The 18,214-nt window shown below is 56.6% G+C and carries 10 protein-coding genes; 7 read left to right on the forward strand and 3 right to left on the reverse strand.

Going from position 1 to position 18,214, the window contains the following annotated elements:
* Positions 1–7 precede the first annotated feature (7 nt).
* Positions 8–3,001 carry a hypothetical protein gene (locus RE6C_RS08740; protein ID WP_008655729.1) on the forward strand — a complete coding sequence of 998 codons (2,994 nt, stop codon included), beginning with the start codon at positions 8–10 and terminating at the stop codon, positions 2,999–3,001.
* Positions 3,002–3,409: 408 nt separating this feature from the next.
* On the opposite strand, the gene RE6C_RS08755 is transcribed toward RE6C_RS08740, so the two are convergent.
* On the reverse strand, positions 3,410–8,149 hold the full coding sequence (locus RE6C_RS08755; RefSeq protein WP_236618047.1) for a PVC-type heme-binding CxxCH protein: 4,740 nt from the start codon (positions 8,147–8,149) through the stop codon (positions 3,410–3,412).
* A 293-nt stretch (positions 8,150–8,442) separates the two neighbouring features.
* A complete protein-coding gene (locus RE6C_RS08760) occupies positions 8,443–10,362 on the reverse strand; it encodes a sulfatase family protein (RefSeq protein ID WP_008655741.1) in 1,920 nt (639 codons plus the stop codon).
* A gap of 375 nt (positions 10,363–10,737) precedes the next feature.
* On the opposite strand from RE6C_RS08760, the gene RE6C_RS08765 reads away from it, so the two are divergent.
* Entirely contained in the window at positions 10,738–11,514 is a 777-nt protein-coding gene (locus tag RE6C_RS08765; protein WP_236618048.1) for a TatD family hydrolase, read from the forward strand.
* A gap of 230 nt (positions 11,515–11,744) precedes the next feature.
* Complete coding sequence (locus tag RE6C_RS08770; RefSeq protein ID WP_007324346.1) at positions 11,745–12,434, forward strand: response regulator transcription factor; 690 nt, start codon at positions 11,745–11,747, stop codon at positions 12,432–12,434.
* A gap of 86 nt (positions 12,435–12,520) precedes the next feature.
* Here RE6C_RS08770 and RE6C_RS08775 read toward each other — a convergent pair whose 3' ends face one another.
* Positions 12,521–13,486 (reverse strand): class I SAM-dependent methyltransferase, encoded by a 966-nt coding sequence (locus RE6C_RS08775; RefSeq protein ID WP_008655746.1) that lies wholly within the window; start codon positions 13,484–13,486, stop codon positions 12,521–12,523.
* Positions 13,487–13,634: 148 nt separating this feature from the next.
* Here RE6C_RS08775 and gap point away from each other — a divergent pair, with 148 nt between their 5' ends.
* From gap to RE6C_RS08800, 4 genes are all read left to right on the forward strand, one after another.
* Positions 13,635–14,663 (forward strand): type I glyceraldehyde-3-phosphate dehydrogenase, encoded by a 1,029-nt coding sequence (gene gap / locus RE6C_RS08780; RefSeq protein ID WP_007335248.1) that lies wholly within the window; start codon positions 13,635–13,637, stop codon positions 14,661–14,663.
* Positions 14,664–14,814: 151 nt separating this feature from the next.
* On the forward strand, positions 14,815–16,038 hold the full coding sequence (gene obgE, locus RE6C_RS08785) for a GTPase ObgE (protein ID WP_008655747.1): 1,224 nt from the start codon (positions 14,815–14,817) through the stop codon (positions 16,036–16,038).
* A gap of 16 nt (positions 16,039–16,054) precedes the next feature.
* Positions 16,055–16,942, forward strand: a complete 888-nt coding sequence (locus RE6C_RS08790; protein ID WP_008655748.1) for a type III pantothenate kinase — start codon at positions 16,055–16,057, stop codon at positions 16,940–16,942.
* Positions 16,943–17,472: 530 nt separating this feature from the next.
* The gene (locus RE6C_RS08800) at positions 17,473–18,195 is read left to right on the forward strand and encodes a ribonuclease H family protein (RefSeq protein ID WP_008655750.1); all 723 of its coding nucleotides are present in this window, start codon (positions 17,473–17,475) and stop codon (positions 18,193–18,195) included.
* Positions 18,196–18,214: the final 19 nt, after the last annotated feature.

The raw sequence follows: 18,214 nt of genomic DNA on the forward strand, positions 1-18,214 counted from the left end.
TTGCAGAATGCTTGATTGCTGCGACTGCACCTCGGGAAGAACCCAACGTGATGTCACCGACCGCGGAAGAAAATTGACTGTGTCAGAAAAACGCCAACGTTTGGCCGCTTTGTTGATTGCAACAAGCTTGTCGACGTCTTCGTGTCTCGCCACCGTGGCCGTTCAAGCGGACGAACCCAAGATGGCTGCGCCGACGTTGGCCGCACCAGCGATGAGTCTGCCTGAAACGATGCAGTTGCCGAAACAATTGAGTTTCCCGGCATCGAGCGGCGATTCAGCACCCGCCAAGGCTCAACCCGCGAAGGGATCAGTCGGCATGGTGCCATCGAAGTCGTTCGATGGAATCGACGGACCCGGACCTTCCAATGCGATTGAACCGCGAGTGGCTGGGCCCGCCGTTGTGGTTCGCGAAAACAACGATCCAACTCGATCGCATTTGCAGTTCCGTGAGCAGAACGGCAAGTGGAACACGCAAGGCGGGCCGATCGGATCGGCCATCCAATTGTTGCCACCTCAGATCGCTGAGCCTTCCAAGATGGATGAGCCGGTGTTCTTGGGCAACGCGGATGTCGTCAGCACCAACGAAACGGTGCAAACGCCACGCATGGTGACCCGCCAAGATGCACGCCTCAACGGCGTCCGCAAGACTTGGGAAGCCGACGGACCTCTGTTCACACAGACCGAGCCATCAATGGTTCTGCGTGGTCCTGAGTCGGCCGAAGCTGAGTTGGAAATTCCGACGAAGGGACAAGTTGCGGACACGCCGCCAGATTTGTTCGATCCAACCAAGATGCCCGCGGAGTTTGATTCGCGTCCGACCAAATCGGTTTCCGATCGACAGAACGCATCGGGATGGAATGGTGAAGACAAACCAAACACGACCCAGTGGAATGCTCGGCGGAATGTCGACCGGGTCACACCGCTTCGCGATCCAGTGCCATCGACCACCATGGCGCCGATTGGCAGTGGTGCCCTGCCCGCTCGCAAGGCCCCGTCTTTGCAATCACCCGCTCTGCAGTCGCCAACCCGGTCGCCGGTTCAAGCGGAATCGCTGCCGAGTCTGCCGGCTTTGAACGCGCCGTCGTTCCAAGCACCGCAGGTGAACGAACCGATCGACGATTTGCCGCAAAAGGTTGACGAGCTGACCAGCAAGATCGAAGAGCTGACTGAACAACTGAACGCTCTGAAGTCCAGCAAACCGCAGCCAATCGAAAAAGCTGCACCCGAAAAGGTCAAAGCAACACCGGCCGCTCCGAAGATCCAGGCTCCGGCCAACGTCATCCCGCCGAGCATTCCGAAGACGCGATCGGCAATCGAAACGTTGCCGGAAATGAAGCCGGCTGATGTGTTGGAGGAATTGCCGTCGTTGAAGGATGCTCGGTCGTCGGTCTCGCAAGAAACCGTCGGAAGTGGATTGCAAGGCGGTCAGTTGTCGCTGGAGGCACCGAAGTCGCTGACGCAGCCGAAGTCGGCGATGAAGTCAAAATCGTTGGAGGTCGAGCTCGATTCGGCGGACAACAGCGAAGTCGATGCAGCTCGCAAATTGAACGAGAGCATCGCGGAACAGCTTCGTCGCGAAGAGGCTCGCGATCGGATGCAAATTCAAAACCGTGACGAAGAAGTCTCCCTGCAACCTGCTTCGCCACGACGCTCGACCAACGAGTCATCACGATTGAATTCGGCGAAGCGTGGTCAAGGGATCTTTGATCAGGAAGAGTCCGACAAGCTCTCGCGTGTGCCGCTGCAACCGGTCGAACGCGATCGACTGATGCCGCTCGAGGATGCACCCGCCGGATCGGTTAGCTTGCGAGACATTCGCGGCAACGATCTGGACGAAGCTGATTTGGAAGATCTGTATGATGCCGAATCCAAAGCCGGCGAATCCGACGCTGTCGCTGAAAAGGATGATTCAACTGAGCGACGACGTTTGCGTTTGGCTCAACTTGATGCGACCGGTCGAGCGAAAACTCACGGCGGAAAAGGTGCTGCACCGAACTTGAGCACCGGTGTGATGCGGATGCAGAAACCGATCGTTCAGTGTCTGCAGCATTACTATGGTCAACGTGAGAAGGCTGACGGACGCAGCAATTGGGGCATGATGCATGCCGTGATGGTGTTCGGCCCCGACACTCGTTTGATCGCTCGCGGTCGCGACTACAGCACGATCGCTTGGATGGCTGGCAACAACGTTTGTCGCGGTCAGCGATTGATGGAAGTCGAAGGCGGAAAGATCAAGGCTCGCGAAGGCGTCGGACTGCAAGGACACCAAGCCCAGTGGTTGGCTGTTCTCGCGATGGCTGGCGTTCCAAGCGACTATCCGTTGTACGTGGATGGCGAAAAGTTCAGTGTGGCTGATCTGGTCAAAGTCGAAGCGTCCAAGTGCAAGGAAGGCGAAGAGCTCACGTTCAGCCTGATCGGGTTGTCGCACTACTTGGATACGGAAACGACGTGGGTCGGTGCCGATGGCGAGCGTTGGGATTTCTCCCGCTTGATCGCTGCGGAACTGGATCAACCCGTGGTTGGTTCGGCTTGTGGCGGCACGCACCGCTTGATGGGATTCGCTCACGCGTTGCGGAAGCGGCGTTTGGAAGGCCAACCGATCGATGGGCAGTGGGCTCGCGCGGAGCAGTTCCTCGATGACTTCGTCGATTATACGCTGCGACTGCAGAACCGTGACGGTTCGATGAGCACGGATTGGTTTGAGTCACGTCAGGACAACGGTGACTTGGATCGCAAGGTGCAAACGACCGGGCATATGGTCGAGTTCTTGCTCACGCATTTGCCGGACGAAAAGTTGTTGGAACCCGAAGTGTTGCGTTCGGTCACGTTCTTGTTGAACGCGATGTTGAAAGGACGCAACAACGATTGGTCGATCGGGCCCAAGGGGCACGCTTTGCGATCGTTGGCATTGTTCCACCAACGGGTTTACGGCGAACCAGCACCGCTCGCGAATTCTCGCAGCGTCGCAAGACAACGCCAACCAACCCGCCGATCCCGCTAAAGGTCGCGTAGCCAATATCAAACCCACGTAGGCCATGTTTCACATGGCGTTGGGTGAAATGCCGTGACCACCAACTCTCGCGAAAAAGCGTCGGTTGGTTTGGACGCCTCGCTTCTTGCGAAGCATCGGTTCGATCGCCAGGTACAACCTGGCCTACAGTGGTTGTTGCACAATGTCCCGTAGCCGGATTCGCCGGAATTCGGACTTCGCTCACGTAGGCCATGTTTCACATGGCGATCGGTGAAACGCCGGGGCCAATGACGCTCGCGAAAGAGCGTCGGTTGGTTTGCACGGCTCGCTTCTTGCGAAGCATCGGTTCGATCGCCAGGTACAACCTGGCCTACGGTGGTTGTTGCACGAATTCGCGTAACCGGATTCGCCGGAATTCGGACGCTACGCGAACACGTTCTACTTTTGATTGCTGAGAATGTAGTTCAGCAGCTCGAAGACCTCGTCCTCCGTGTACTGATCGAGCAAAGCCTTTGGCATCATCGAGGTCGATGTCTTGACCATCTGCTCAATCTCATCCTGCTCAATCACGGTGGGCTCTTTCGCTTCCGCATTGGCCATCAACTTCACGACGTCGTCGGTTTCTTCGACCAACAAACCCGAGAACGTTTGCCCGTCGGCGGTCAGAACCAAGTGCATTGCGTACTTGTCGTCGATGCGGTCAGACGGATGCAGGATCTCCTTCAACACCTCACGCGAATCGCCTTTCCATTTGCTGACGACTTCGTCGAGTGCCGGACCGATCTGGCCGCCTTTGCCGGCGACTTGGTGGCAGCTCGCACAGGTGGCCTGTTCGAAGATCTTCTGCCCGATTTCCGCGGTTCGACCACGCAAACCCTCAGTCAGCTTGTCGCCTGCGAAATCGTCGATTGTCCAGGCTTGCACAAACGAACGATTGTTTCCGATCGGATCAGCGGGCTCGAATGGATCGGCGTTGTAGGCATCGAGGTCTTCGACGACGACCATCACGCCGTACATGCGGTACCAGTGTTGAGGGAATGTGCAAACGTAGGGATACTCACCGGGTTCGGTGGGAGCCGTGAACGTCAACGCTTCCTTCTCGTTGGAGGCAACCAAGTCGGTGCTATGCAACACCAGTTCGGAGTCAGGGACGTATTGCTTGCCCTGGAATCCACCGCGAGGTCCGGCTTGCAAACCAAGTTCGGCCACCTTTTTCAGTTCACCAGGGACGGTGATGACCAAGTTGTGCGGCATGCCGTCGTGGTTTTCCAAGACAACTTGCACGGGGCGTCCCGCTTCGACAGCGAAATAGGGCACGTCGTAACGCATTTCTTCATCGACCGTTTTGATACGGACCAAACGCACCGTGATCTCACGCAGACGATCGCGAAATTGTTTGGCGGTCTTGGTCGGCAATTTGGCGATGGCTCGGTCGGCGACTTGCATCGCGTCGATGAACGAGTCGCTGGTGCGGTTTCTCGCCTTGGTTCGCTCGGCAAAATTGACGAGATAACGAGCCAATTTCAGCGACGTTTCAGGCTGGTAGGCTTTCTTCGGAATCGCGAGCAGCGTGGCAATCCCGTCTTCGCGAAAACCTTCGCAGGCAAGGTTGCCGACTCGTTCAAACGTGTCGTTCCAGTCGCCCGGGACAACAGCCAGCGTTCGAATGGCGGCGGCAACAACTTCTTTTTTGTCGCTGTTGGACATCAGGTCGACGACTCGTTCACGTTGCGATTCACGATCCAGTCGATCGGGAAGCATCGCGACGCCAGTCAACCAATTGACCTTCGCCGCATCGGATCGCTTTGCTAGTTCGAACGATGCGACGTCATCACCGGCAACAATCAATCCAGCCAACGCAATCGGAGCGATGGCGGCATCGCCTTTTCGAGCGGCTGCGGTGAATCGGTCCTGCAACGATTCCAAGTTGCCAGCGGGAAGCTTCAGCAACATATTCGACAACCCGCGAGCGGCTCGCAAGTTGACGTCTCGTTTGGATTTGTCCTTCCAGTCCAAGTTCTCGATGACGCCGAGCAAGACATCGCCGGGGTCGGAGTCTTGCAGGGCCACCAAGGCGTCCAGGGCGGCGCGTCGGTCTTGGTCGCCAACTTCGCCTCGAGCCAAAATCGCGGCATGCAGCGGTTCGTATTTTGGATCTTTGGAATCTCGCGGGACAGCCAACAACGCTGGCGTCGACAGACGTTCGATTTGGTACGAAACGATCTCTGGTGAAAGGTCAAAGAAGACCGGCAACGCGGCGTTGTACGGAGCAATCTTGCTGCCGTGGCCGTTGAACGTCGCACCGGGATCGGTCAACAGGTGAACTTGGTCAACCGCATATCCGACCTGAGGTTGAATGTGACCGGCGTGAGCGTGGGCCGTCTGACTTTTCGCGTTTTTATCCTCCGGCAGATACGGAGCACGACTGGCGATGACCTGTTCGAAACGCTGCATCGTTTCTTCGAGAGCGTAGTCGAGGTAGTGATCCATCGGCATCTCTTTGATACGCAATGCCGCTCGGATCAAACGATCTTGATCGTCCAACGCCCAGGGTTCGCCGAACGCGTGCGAAATGCCACGCAGAGCTTCCATGCGAACTCGCGGATGTTCATCGGTCACAAGTTCTTCGTAGCGCTGAGTCGTGTATTCAATTCCGGCCCAATAGGACAGCACGCGGGTGGCGGCACTGCGGGCTCGATGATCGTCGCTGGCCAGTAAGTCCGTCAGTAATTCTTCATGTACCATGTTGTGAGCTTGATGAAGCCAAAGCAGTTCCAGCAAATCATGGTCGTCGCCCTTGCTTTCTCTAAGTCGTTGCAATTTGGCTTGTGCACTCCATAGAACATCGTCAGTTGGTCGAGCATGCAGTTCTCGACGGACACGGTAAGCGTGTCGTTGGTTCTTGCGACCAACATCCGAGCACAGTTGATCGATCAGGTCAGGCGTGCTGGTCTCGGCGATCACGGGCAACTTCACCAGCGGACGTTCTTTGTGAGTCAAACGCCAGATGCGGCCGTGGCTATGGTCGCGGCTTGGATCACGCAAGTTGTGTTGCAGGTGACCGATCAACGCGTTGTGCCAATCGATGATGTAGAGCGAGCCGTCGGGAGCGATTTCGATGTCGACGGGACGGAAGTTTCCATCGCCACCACCGACCAACATCGGTTCCTCGGTGCCTTCGTAGCCAGAGTCCTTTTCCACGACTTCGTGTCGAAGCACGGCACGGTCACCGATCACGTTCGTCACCAGGAAATCGCCTTGGACATCATCGGGGAAGTGCTCGCTGCTCAGGAAGCGACACCCAGCCAGCGGTCGAATTCGTTTTGGATAGAACGTTTGGTAGTCGACCAATCCATCGTCGTATCCTTGCTCTCCGGCAACGCGGCGATGTTGGGAACCGCCCGGGTGCTTGATCGGGTAATCCAGTCTCGTGCTGATCCCGGTTGCCCAGTAACTCTTGCCAGGCGAAGCGTCACCGATGAAGTCTTGTCCCCATTCGTTGAAACCAAATCCCCAAGGGTTTGCGAACGCGAAGTTCACGTGAACGCCGAATTTCTTCGTGCGAGGATCGTAACGGAAAACACCACCCTCCAAGTTCCGAGTCAGCCCGTAGGGACTTTCAATTTGCGTGAACTTGAACGTGCCTTCTTGGGCGTACAGGTGACCGCCGGGACCAAAGTCAAACGCGGCCAGCCCGTGGTGCGAATCGGCGGTGTCGAAGCCAACGATTGCCCGAGTTCGCTTGTCCGCGACATCGTCGCCATCGGTGTCTTCTAAAAACAAAATGTCGTGTTGCCCGCCAACGAAGACGCCACCACGTCCGATTTCGAAACCAGTCGGTTGGTGTAATCCGCCGGCGAACGTCTTGCACTCGTCCGCGTCGCCGTCACCGTCGGTGTCTTCCAGGATCAACAGTTTGTCGTCCATCGGCGACTTCGGTTGCCAGTGCGGGTAGCTTGGCATGGTCGAGACCCACAGACGGCCTTTGGAATCAAAATCCAGAGCGACCGGGTTGGCAAGTTCAGGAAACTGTTGCTCGGAAGCAACCAGTTGAATCTCGTAGCCGTCGAGCAACGTGAACGTCTTGAGTTGCTCGTCGGTCGTCAGGTATTCCAGCGATCCAAGCTTCCCGCGTTTCGCATTCGGATCATCGGGTCCACCCACGTTGGTTTTGGGGATGATGAACGGCAGCGTGTTGGAATCATCGATCGGTTCGCTGATGTTCTCGCCACCGGCGATCGCCCAAACTCGAGCGTCTCGGTTGGCGGTCATTTGATCGAGAATCTCGAGTTCGCGGTTCATGACCGAACGGTTGTTGTAAGTTCCGTCGCTGCCCGCGCTGCCTCGTTTGCCATAGATCGAATAACCGTTGACCGCGCGGTAGCGATTGAACCAATGAAAGTTCTTGTCCGCGACAGCGGCCAGCAGCGTCGGGTTGGTTTGTTCGGGCACGTCGACTTCACCCAGCAGTCCACGAACCATGATCGGGGCGAGAGCGGTGTAACCATCCGAGTTCAGGTGCCCGCCGTCCAGCGTCAGTTGCTGATCACTCTTTTCGAAAAGCTCCTTTGTCGGAGTGAACAGATTGACGAACGAAACACCGTGCTTTTCGGCAACAGCTCGCATCGTCCTCGCGATTTTGCTCAACGCCGCGTTTCGAGGTGCGGCTTCGGGAAGGTTCGGATCCTCGGTCGCTTCAAACGCAATGGGTGAGATCAACGCGATGCGTGGGTTGCTCTCTCCGTTGTAGACCTGCGACTGAGTGTGCGAGATCAGCTCATCCAGTTCGTTGGTGAAGTCACGAAGGACCTTTTTGTGATCCAATCCTTCGCGGAGTCGAAACGATTCGTTGTAGCCGAAGAACATGAGCACAACGTCCGCGCCGCTGTGCGTGAGGTGTTCGTCGGGCGATCCAAAGTCGAGGCTTCGCAGGCGGATCTTAGGTTCATCACCCGGGGCACACAGGTTTCGGATGGTCAGATCCAAATCAGGTCGCACGGCATGCAAGAGAGTTTCAAACTGATTCTCATGCTGCATCCGTTCGCCTAGCGCGTTGCCGATCAGACAAACGTGGTCGCCTGGTCGAAGTTCCAACGCGGGCAGTTGGGCCTGGACGATTGCGGGAGAGAAAACAAACACCAGCGCCGCGGAGGCGAAGAGATGGCGAAGTACTGTCATCGGTTGGGGATTCACAAGACAGGAGGTGGGATGATGGCAAGGCATGCGCGGTCGCCAGATGGCGAGCCAGCACGCAATTTACAACAGCCGCCTGAGCGACGTGTTTATCAATCAAGATTGTTACACGACTTCGATGAATTCGTGTTGCGTGTCCCGAAGGATTGCTGGGCGATTTTGAGGATTTGACGCCGCGTTTTCAACGATCACCTCCGGATATCCGAAGGTGGCGGAATTCGTTCGCGAAGAGGAGTGAATTGCGTCGTGGTGAGGTGGTCAACGACGCGGTCGCGAGCTCACGGTCGATCTAGGCGATCAAGGTGTTGTTGGATCAAACCTTTCGGATCCGGATTGAACGGCAGTCGAAACAGTTTGGATCCCATTGGATATGGATTGCCCGCCAACGCATTGACGTGCCGCACCATGTTGAAAATCTGCAAGGCTTCTGTCGGTGACTGACTGAGTTCCAATGTTCTCTGAAAAGTCGGTCGAGGATCTGCAACTTGCAGGATCGCGGCGAGCTGGGCGGCTCGTGCCGCAACCAGTGGCTCTGTATCAAGCGTTCGGCGATGCAGCAATTTGATGAACGTTTCGTCCGCTGCCATGTCGTGATTGGCCGATCGATTCCATGCCGCGATCGAACTCGCCGCAACCAAGGCCCAGTATCGCTCCAGCTTGTCTCCGCTGTTGATTGCCGACAGCAGAGCCTTGTTGGCTTGATCCCATGGCATGACCGCGATGTTGGCGGTGTCGATGTAGTTTGCGATCTCGTTCGACAGACGCTTGCCATTTTCGACCGGGGCGTCAATGACTTTTAGCATGCCGGCTTCGGTCAAGAAGCCGAGGTCATTGGTTTGCTTCAGATGCGCGTTCAACTTCGCACGCAATTCCGTCAGTCGATCGCCGTGGGCAGGATCACTCGCCAAGTTATTCACTTCATGCGGGTCGTCCGCCAAGTTGAACAGCAACTCGGGTGGACGCGGTTTGAAGAACTGACTTTGGACGTTGTTGAGTTTGCCGGTGTGATACCGATCTCGCCATTGTTGGTAGGCCAGCATCTTGTAGCGGTAGTCGGCCCACATCGCGTCTGGATGAAACGATTCAAAGGAGCGAATCAGCTTCCAATCGCCAACCCGAATCGAGCGAACGAGATCGTACTTTTCGTCCATCCGGTCGGCGTAACCAAACGTGGTGTCTCGCGTGTCGACTTTGGCGGAATCGATTCTCGGTCCGAGAAAAGCTTTGCCATCGATTGGGTCGGCTTTGTCCAATCGAACACCCGCCAAATTCAGCACGGTGGGGGCAAAGTCGATGAACGACACGAAGCCTTTGGTCCGAGATCCCAACTCTCGATCGACCAGGTTGCGGTAGTTGTTTGGAACACGAACGACCAGCGGAACATGCAGCCCTGATTCATAGATGTAGCCTTTCCCGCGAGGCAGCACGCCACCGTGGTCACCGAAGTAAAACACAAACGTGTTTTCTAGTTCGCCGGCCTCTTCCAGCTGAGCGATCACGCTGGCGACTTTCTCGTCGATGATGCTCATCCGATCGCGATAGAATGCGGCCGTGTGCCGGAAGACTTGTGTGTCGGGAAAGTAGGGTGGCAGCGATACGGTTTTCTGATCGAAGTCAGTTGGCTTTTGCAATGCGTCGACGCCGAAGTGCAATCGGCCTTCGTGTGAATCAGCAAACGTGACGACGTGGAAGAAAGGTGTGTCTTCGGACGGTCGGTTTTTCCAAGACGCTTTTCGCGAGGAGTCATCCCACGGCTCCATCCGCTTTTTCGCGTTGTAGTCTTCTTTGGAGTTGTTGGTCGTGTAGTAACCAGACTGTCGAAGCCAGGCCGGGAACATTTCGACTCCTTCGGGCAACGTGGCCAATTCGGTGCGTCGATGAAATTGAGTTCCAATCCGAGGACCGTAGCACCCGGTGATCAAAGTGGTTCGCGCGGTGGAGCAAACCGGCGCGTTGCTGAACGCTCGATCGAACGTTATCCCGTGAGCGGCCATGGCTTCGATAGCGGGAGTCTCGACGCCGGTTTCGTCGAAGTGTTTCAAGTAGTGCTTGGAATTGTCTTCCGACATGATCCAAACGATGTTTGGACGAGAGGCCGAATGAATGTTCGTTGACTCTGGTTGTGCGAGAGCGACCGCGGGAGCAACGAATAGAATCGCCATCGAACAAGTGACGGCGTGGAACGTCGACTGAAACATCTTGGGCAAGACCTTTGGGTTCGAAGGCGGGGCCGGTCAGGATGGTGGGCGTCGATATGATGCAATCGCGAACGAGTGAGACGTTCATCGATGCGACCGGATGCCCCCCAATGTATCAGCTCGCGTTCACCAATCCGTGGAATCGCGTTCGTTCAATCCCGAAATGCTTTGCCCGGCATCGAACAACTCGTCGCACCGGAATGATCTGGCGTATGAGCCGAATCGGTGCGACTGATGCAGTTTCTCATTGGCGGATTCGAATCTTCCGGGTGTTGTTTGCAATCGCGGGTGCTACCCAGTTTCGCGAAATGAAACAGAATGGGCCGCCCAGTGACCGGCACATCAGTTTCCGCTTTCGATCCATCCGAGCTCCGAATGAATCCTCTTTTTGACACCCACGCTCATTTGAACTCCAAGGACTTCAACGACAACGTTGCCGAAGTGGTTGAGCGAGCTCGCCAGGCAGGCGTGGTCGGCATCGGTGTCATCGGGATTGATCTGGCGACCAGTCGCCGAGCGGTTGAGCTGGCAGCGGAGTTCCCGGACATGATCCATGCCGTCGTTGGGATTCAGCCCAATTCAGTCGCTGAATCTTCCGAAGGTGATTTCACGGAAATTGAAAAGTTGGCTTCGGCCCCAGGAGTTCGCGGGATAGGTGAGACCGGCCTGGATTGCTACTGGGATGACACACCGATCGAGCAGCAACAGGCTGCGTTTGATCAGCACATTGAGTTGGCATGTCGATCGAACCTGCCAATGGTCATTCACATGCGAGAAAGCGGCGAGCTGATCGCGGAACAACTCGGCCGGCAATCGCAACTTCCGGCGGCGGTAATGCATTCGTTCACCGGTGATTGGGAATTGGCCGAGCGTTGCTTGGACATGGGGCTGATGATCAGTTTCGCTGGGATGGTCACTTTCAAGAAGAGCGACGATCTCCGGGAGGTGGCTAAGCGGGTTCCCGAGGACCAATTGCTGATCGAAACCGATTCGCCGTATTTGTCGCCCGAACCGCTGCGGGGAAAACGGCCGAACGAGCCCGCCCGGGTGCAACACATCCTGCGATGTTTGGCTGACGTGCGGAATGTGCCAACCTCGAGGCTGGCTGAAGCGACGACTGCCAACGCGAGGCGATTTTTTCAGCTTTCGTGAATCCAGCGGGCAGGGTTCGATAAGATTAGGGTTCGGTACGATGCCAGGAAGCGGCCGCTAGGATCTGATTGGGTGTGCCGAATCGATTGATTCTGGATTCCCGAATGAGATCTTCATCAAACCTTCAACGAAACGGCGGTTTGTGGGTGGTGCCAAACTTCACATCTTCCACGAAACTACACGCGAATCGGAAGATATGAATCTCCTCTCAAAACGCAGCATGCGGACGAATGTCAAAAACCAAAGTTCTCATCGTTGAAGATTACCGGCCGTTGGTAGAAACGCTGGAGTACCAGCTGAAACGAGCTGGCTACGAGGTCTATCGAGCTGCCGATGGACGGGAGGCTCTCAACCAAGCGAAGCTGTATTTGCCCGACGTGGTGGTTTTGGACGTCGACCTGCCAGTCCTGAGCGGTGTGGAGGTCTGCAAGCAACTGCGATCTGATGCGACGACGAAAGACACGTTGATTCTGATGCTCAGTGCGTTGGGCGAAGAGTCCGACCAGGTCGTCGGATTTGCCGTCGGAGCCGACGATTACGTCGTCAAACCGGTCGAGAGCTACAAAGTGCTGCTCCAGCGAATCAAAGCGTTGCTGCGTCGTCGCGAACCCAGCATGGACGACGCCGACGCAATTTCGCGATGCGGCGTGACGGTCGATCGCCGGCGTTTCGTCGCGACGATCGAGGGTGAGGCGGTCAAGCTGACCAAGAGCGAGTTCCGATTGCTCGACACTTTAATTCGCCAGCCCGGACGAGCCTTCGACCGCAGCGAACTGGTCGATGCCGCCCTGGGCGAAGACACCATGGTGCTGGAGCGAACCATCGACGTCCACGTGCGAGCCCTCCGTAAAAAAATGAACGAACACGCCGATCTGGTGGAAACGGTTCGCGGGATTGGCTACCGGTTTCGGGAGGAGTAGGGCTTTCGACCTTTCGGGGCGGTGGAGGATCTTCGCGAAGCTGGTGAAGGTTTGCGGCGCGCGACCCTCGGTGGGGGGGCACCAAGCTACGGTTGAGGCGTCTGGGCTTCTAACAAATAGCCACCTGCGATCCGCAGTTTGTTGGCGGCGCTTTCTTCGATTGTTGTGGATCCGTCGAGTGAGAGACGGTGGATGTGGTTGATTTGCCAGCCGCTGCTTTTTAGATCCGCGATGATTTCTCGGCGTGAGTAGCGGTGCAGGAACATGTCGGGGAGGCCTCGGTAGGCGTAGGTTGCGTCGCCGAATTCGTGCTCGCGGCTGACGATCGATTTCAACAAGCTTTTGGCGAGCAGCCGTTTTCCGCCGGATTGGGCCAGCGATGCGTATCGGTTGTGCACGTGCAGGAGTAGTTTGCCTCCTGGTCGGACAATTCGTGAAGTATGCCGCAGGACGGCCCGGCGATTCTTTCTGCCTTGAATCATGCCCAAGGTGCTGAACAAGCAAACCGCACCCGCCGCTGAGTTGTCGGCCAAGCAATCGAGCTGGACCAAGTTGGCTCGCAAAGGAACGATCGATCCTGTTCCCAGAGAGGTCGATTCCACCTGGGATCGTTTCGAGCGCTCGACTACGTGATTGAGCATGGATTGCGACAAGTCGATCGCGAGCACGTTGCGGCCCAGTCGTGATAACTCGGTGGCGGTTCGGCCGGTTCCGCAGCCCAAATCGAGCACCCAATTGTCTCGATCAGAAAAAACTTTTTGGCCGGTCCGCCTAGCTTTCCCCTCGGTAGATTCCGCTGAATTCTGACCGAAATCGATAGATTCAAACACTTGGCGCAGGATCGTCTGGTCCAATGCACAGAGCGGCGTCTCCGCCACAAAAGCATCGTAGTGGTTGGCGATGGACCCTTGTTGGACGTATCGCCATGTTCCCGGTGCGACCCCCGCTGGGCGACGCCATTGGGATTGTTCGATTCGGGCGGATGATTCCCGTCGATCGTGATGTGAGGACTCGGCAGGTGAAGCAATTTTTTCGGGCCGAGGATCGGTCATCGTGGGTGGTTCGAGGTCAGTGGAATGGTTCGGGGGCTGTTTCAAAATGGACTCGCGATCTTATAATCCGCGCCCACAGCGGACTGGGTGACTGTTTCGCCCGCCGCTTCTCTCCATCTTTGTTCCACGAGACAGGAATACGAAATCAGTGGCTATTAAAGTAGCAATCAACGGCTTTGGCCGAATCGGACGTTTGACTTTTCGCAACCTGATGGAGCGAAGCGACGAGTTCGAAGTGGTCGCGATCAACGATTTGACCGACAACCGCACTTTGGCCATGTTGCTGAAGTACGACAGCATTCACGGACGTTTTGACGGCACCGTCGAATACGACGACACCTCGTTGACGGTCAACGGCAAGAAGATCGTCGCCTTGGCTGAGCGTGACCCACGCAACTTGCCTTGGAAAGACCACAACGTCGATATCGCCATCGAGTCGACCGGCTTCTTCACCGCACGCTCCACCGCCGACAAGCCTGGCTACGACAGCCACTTGGCCGCTGGTGCCAAGAAAGTTGTGTTGTCCGCACCAGCCAAAGACGGTGCCGACCTGACATGCGTGTTGGGCGTCAACGACGACAAGCTTTCAGCCGATTTGAACTGCGTCAGCAACGCTTCTTGCACGACCAACTGCCTGGCTCCCGTCGCCAAGGTCCTGAACGATTCGTTCGGAATCGAATCGGGCTTGATGACCACCGTTCACGCTTACACCAACGACCAAAACGTTCAAGATCAGCCTCACGCTGACTTGTATCGTGCACGTGGTGCTGCTCAGAACATCATCCCAACCAGCACCGGTGCTGCGAAAGCCGTTGGTTTGGTGATTCCTGAATTGCAAGGCAAGTTGACCGGTATCGCCATGCGAGTTCCAGTGCCAACGGGCAGCGTGGTCGACTTGACCGTCAACCTGAGCAAGGAAGTCACCAAGGAAGACATCAACTTGGCGATCCAAACCGCAGCAGAAGGCCCAATGAAAGGCATTCTGTTCTACGCTGTCGACCCAATCGTCAGCAGCGACATTGTTCACGACCCACACAGCAGCATCTTCGCAGCTGACTTCACCCAAGTCCTCGGCGACAAGGGCAAGATGGCCAAAGTCGTGTCGTGGTACGACAACGAATGGGGCTACTCGAGCCGTACCGCTGACTTGTGCAGCAAGCTCGGAAAAATGCTCTAAGATCGCCTTGGGCGATTGCCACTAGCTTCTAGCGATTAGCCAGAAGCTTTTTGAGCGAATTCCTCGGACGTGGTGATACAATCACCGCGTCCGTTTTTCATTTTACGGCTGCTAGCTAATCGCTAGGAGCTAATAGCTAGAAGCTTTTCAAATGTTCTTTGATCGCGTTGAAATTGAGTTCCAAGCCGGCAAGGGCGGCGATGGCTGCATGAGCTTTCGCAAGGAGAAGTACGTTCCCAAGGGCGGTCCCGACGGTGGCGATGGCGGCCGGGGTGCGAGCATCGTTTTGGAAGCTCGCCTGGGCGTGAACTCGTTGGCACAATTCGCGACCCGAAAGTTCTTTCGAGCTGAAAAGGGTGGCTTCGGCATGGGCGCCCTTCGCCATGGCAGAAAGGGCCGCGAAATGCGTCTGTTTGTTCCTTGCGGGACGAGCATCATCGATGCGAAAGACGGTTTCGTCATCAAAGATCTGACGCAGGTCGGCGAAGAATTTGTGATCTGCCGCGGTGGCAAAGGAGGTCATGGGAACGCTCGTTTCAAAACGCCGCAGAACCAAGCACCACGAGAACGCGAACTGGGCCAGCCCGGCGAAACGCGACACGTGATCATGGAACTGAAATCGATCGCCGATGTGGGGCTGATCGGAAAACCAAACGCTGGCAAAAGCACCCTGCTTTCGCGAATCAGCAGTGCTCGACCTGAGATCGCAGATTATCCGTTCACGACGAAGTATCCCAACCTTGGAATCGTCGACGTCGATATCGAACGCTCGTTCATCCTGGCTGACATTCCCGGTTTGATCGAAGGGGCGAGCGAGGGCGTTGGGCTGGGGCACGAGTTCCTTCGTCATGTCGAACGCGCCGGGTTACTGGTTCACTTGATCGAGCCCACTCCGGTTGACGGAAGCGATCCGATTCAAAACTACGTCGCGATTCGCGAAGAGTTGCAGCACTACGACGAGACGCTCGCCGATCGTGATGAATTGGTTGTGATGACCAAGTGCGAATTGGACCCGGATGGCGAAGTTCGTGAGAGATTGCAGGCTTACTTTGATGAGCACCCCGCCAACCATGCTCGCGACCTGCGTTCCATCAGTGCCGCAACCGATGTGGGACTGAAAGAACTGGTTGGCGAAATCATGGATCGAGTCGCTAAACGTCGTGAAGAAATGATCGAAGCGGGCATCACGCCCACTTTGATTCGCCAAGACGACGCTCCCGCGACACCCAAGAAAGAACGTCGCCTGCCACCTCACAAAGCCGCCGCGACGGAAGGTTTGTCGGACGAAGTGCAGGCACAGGATATCCAAGGTGCCGCCACGCTATCTGACACCGGCAAAGTCGTGCCCGGCGAACGCCGCGATCGTTCGTCTTGAAGCAGTCGGCAGGAATATGGCAGACGAGCAGTCCCCCGCGAATGAGCAACAGCTCCATGATGAATCGCATTGCGATGTCGTGATGGTGCGAGTTGGCATCGATGTTGGCAACACCGCGATCAAGGTTGTCACCGAGTTCTCAGCAACCGACGAAACGGTGCAGCGGAACAAGACGCGAGGTCCTCAGCTTCGATCGATTTCGCTGCGAGATCCAGAGTGGATTACCAAGTGCGTCGAGCATCTGCAAACGCTGGCGGAGCAGGTTGCGGCTTGTGAATCTCGCGACTGCGAATCCGTTTGCTATGACGTTCGAGTCGCGAGCGTGAATCGAGGCTCGGCGGAACCCTTGGTGGTTGCTCTCGATGAAGCATTTTTCCAGTGCATTCGCGTGCGTTTTGTGACGCACGAAGACGTTTCGATGCCAATCGATGTGAACTTCCCCGAACGTGTTGGGATCGATCGATTGCTCGGAGCGGAAGCCGCATTCCGACGTCACACGGCACCGTTGATTGTGGTCGACGCCGGAACCACGGTGACGGTCGATTTTGTTTCCGCCGAAGGAGTGTTTCGCGGTGGAGCCATTCTGCCTGGCTTGGAAATGCAGACCGCGGCCCTCGCGGCCGGCACGGATGCGTTGCCCAAACTCGATTGGGCGTCCCACCGATGTCGAGAGATGCCTGAGGGGCCGGGCCGAGACACGGTTGCCGCGATGCGATTGGGCGTGCTCGCGTCGGTCGCAGGTGCCGTCGAACGATTGCTTCGAATCTATGGCGGTGCTGCGACCTTGGTCGTGACCGGTGGCGACGCGGGATGTTTGGTGGATGCCTTGCCAGCGGAATGCGACGCGGTGGAAGAGCCTCATCTGGTCGCGCAAGCGCTGCTGGATCTGATGCTGCACGATTAAGCGACGAAGCTATTGCCGTTGAGAGCCCCCTAATGAGGGCTTTCGGGCGCGTCACATGCTGATCGCATTTCAAGCTCCATTCTTTGATGGACATGACCGTTCGCGTTTCGCTAACAGGCGATTGGTTCCTTTGTTTGGGACCATGTGATCGAGCCCCACTGAGCCAAACCCTGCCGGTTATTCAGGCTCCAACGGTTGCACGATCGCCTGGTAATTCGCGCAAACCTTTTTGAGCAGGAAAGCTTTTCCGGCATGGTCGACGAGGACGAAAGCAATCCTTGTCGACAGGCGGTCGCAACGAAGTTTTGGCAAGCTGAAATCGCAGCAACAAACGATAGCCAACACGTGCACCGCCGAAGACTGGCACCGATGGATCGCGTCTCATTGCTTTCCCCTCCCTAGCAATCGATGCGTGTACTGCGATGCGGCGGCCCTCTCGTCCAAGGATCCGGGCGAGACCCGAGGGGCCGCCGCCAGATTGATCGCAATCACGTATTGAAAGCAAGTCGAACACACTGGCGAACCCTACCATGATGGATCCTTTGCAATCCCTCGAAGAATTCGCGTCGATGACGTCCGAATTCGGAGACCCCGATTTCAACCCCGCACCCGCGAAGCCTCGTGCTTCGTTCTTGTTGGTCGTGTCCGCTCACAGCACGTCGCTGACCGATGGTCGTTGGCAATTTGTGATCGAGACTTCGGACGGCAAACCCGTGATGGAAGCAGACGACCAAGAGTTCGGCGACTTGAACCGATTGTCGTTGCTGGCGGCGGTGCGAGGGCTCGAGGCAATCGACGGGCCCTCGGGCATCACCTTGCTCAGCCACAACCGATACCTGATTCGATCACTGACTGATTCATTGCCGAGATGGCGACGCAGCGATTTCGTGTGGGATCACTTTGGCCGTCGCGTTGAAGTCCAGCACGCTGATTTGTGGCGACGCGTCGACCACGCCTTGGGGATCCACGAGGTTCAAGCGTGCTTGGTGACGTCTCGATTGGTCAGTCGCAAACCCGATCATGTCGCGCCGGACGGCGCGATTCCCGCGGCCGAAGTCGACGCTTCGGTTGCCCGCGGATCCACCAAATTGAATGACGACTGGTCAAGAATCGACCAACCTCACTCAGGCCCACCTGCACCGAAATCCAATCGTGCGGTTCCAACCGCCAACGATCGACTGCGTGACTGGTTGCTGAGTACCGCAATCTCAGCCAACGGCATTCAACGATCCAACCCAATCAAAACGTCCTGATTCCAGGCCTGTTTTCGCA

This window comes from Rhodopirellula europaea 6C (assembly GCF_000338295.1).
GTDB classification, from domain to species: domain Bacteria; phylum Planctomycetota; class Planctomycetia; order Pirellulales; family Pirellulaceae; genus Rhodopirellula; species Rhodopirellula europaea.